General features: G+C 47.9%; 2 protein-coding genes. Both read left to right on the plus strand.

Annotated features, from left to right (window positions below; all coding sequences use genetic code 11):
* Nucleotides 1-616 precede the first annotated feature (616 nt).
* On the plus strand, nucleotides 617-832 hold the full coding sequence (locus JGK11_RS32755; RefSeq protein ID WP_293187190.1) for a hypothetical protein: 216 nt from the start codon (nucleotides 617-619) through the stop codon (nucleotides 830-832).
* Between the two features lie 70 nt (nucleotides 833-902).
* Nucleotides 903-1,520 (plus strand): hypothetical protein, encoded by a 618-nt coding sequence (locus JGK11_RS32760; protein WP_293214514.1) that lies wholly within the window; start codon nucleotides 903-905, stop codon nucleotides 1,518-1,520.
* Nucleotides 1,521-1,676 lie beyond the last annotated feature (156 nt).

Genomic DNA, 1,676 nt, shown 5'->3' on the forward strand with positions numbered 1-1,676 from the left:
TAAAGCAGTAATTTCGTCTGAGTAATACATAAATTATGTTAGGATAAATGATTCAAATCAACAAATCATGGGCGACATAAGAATAACCAAGTAGGTATAATATTTGACATCCATACCGAAACATTAACCTATTCATATTCACTCATTTATTTATTATACATCGCTGATGTTATTAAATTTTCATTCCTCAGACCAGCGCTCACCACACTGGAGGGCCCAGACTGCACGTAGAGCAGTGGGAATGCGACTACATCAACGACAAACTCCGCTGCATATTTCCAAACCTGAGAATGGTGAAACTAGACGACCTGAAAAAACTAGACGATTCCGAGAAGACTGCTACAGATAAATGAGGCTTTCATGAAGCGGTCACTTATCTGTAGCAGTACAAAGTGAATTTGACATTTGACAGCTAGGCTACTGATGCTGATAACTGCCCTAACAAGTAGTAATAAGTGGGTTCGAGACCTGCAAGATTCTAAGGGTAAGACGTGACGCTGAGAACGAGAGCTAGCGTGACACTTCGGAGAGAACGAAGCGCTAAACGCTGAGCGTACCTGCTGGCGTGACAGCCGGGAGAGACCGGCAATTAAACAACAACAAGGACGTTAAACCCATGAATCCAGTTCTCACAAGACTGCTGAAACTAATTATCGAAGCCCAGCAATCTCAAGACCGCCGCTTGGCAATACTGGAAGAAGAAGAATCACGGGAATCGACAGACGATGCCAGCCTGCTGCAAGAAATTGAGTCTCTGCTAGGACTGTTGGAAAGCCCCATGTCTAGCAACCCTTTCCCAGGCATTCCCCCAATGCCTTCCGACATCGTGTAGTCAACTGACAATAAGCCGATCGCTCTTTTGGGCGATCGGCTTTCACAACGTAGATTTTGGATTATCGTAAATGGTAACTGCTCAACTTTCACTGTTCGCCACTTCCCCCGCGGTCGGAACTCTCTACAAAGCCGGTGACTGGGTGAAGCTGCGAAAGAAACCATCAAGTGCCGCCGCTTGGGTGAAGCGAGGCGAAGTATTCAGAATAGAGTCCGTCCATCCCGTTGATGGGAGCATGAGGTTTTGGAATCCGCACATAAACGAATGGGGTTTCTTGTACCCCGACGAAGTTAGTCTCGTTCCAGCCCCAAATGATTCTGTATCAGAGGCGATCGCCCCTGTCGAAGTTGATACAGAATCAAATTCCCCAAATGATTCTGTATCAGAGGCGATCGCCCCTGTCGCAGAGGCGATCGCCCCTGTCGAAGTTGATACAGAATCAAATTCCCCAAATGATTCTGTATCAGGGTGCAAAGCTATATCCACCTACCGACCGCGTGGCACGGCCCGTAGTGGCGAATACTTCCGATTCTCCTACCGCGATGGTTCGCGTATGCGCCACATTCACATCCGCGGGGGAAATACGGATTCGCCGATCGCGCAGGCAAGAGTTGAGGAAGTGCGATCGCTCCTAGCGGCCGGGGCTAAGTCTGCGGAAATTGTGGAGATGCTTCGGGGCGGGGCGTAGCGTAACAATCTCCTCAGATCCATATTCAACTAACTCAAGTGCCCAATCTTTGGCAATTGAATTTGCGTGTTCGGGCGATCGACAAAAATTATTCGAGATTCTGTGAACTTCCCCACCTGAGAATTGCTGGTGGCGCGAAATATTTTAAACGTTCGG

It is taken from the genome of Microcoleus sp. PH2017_34_RAT_O_A (assembly GCF_020737885.1).
GTDB lineage: Bacteria > Cyanobacteriota > Cyanobacteriia > Cyanobacteriales > Microcoleaceae > Microcoleus.

Coding starts and splice junctions, on each gene's coding strand:
- JGK11_RS32755 (WP_293187190.1), top strand. CDS start 617: ATGAATCCAGTTCTCACAAGACTGCTGAAACTAATTATCGAAGCCCAG.
- JGK11_RS32760 (WP_293214514.1), top strand. CDS start 903: ATGGTAACTGCTCAACTTTCACTGTTCGCCACTTCCCCCGCGGTCGGA.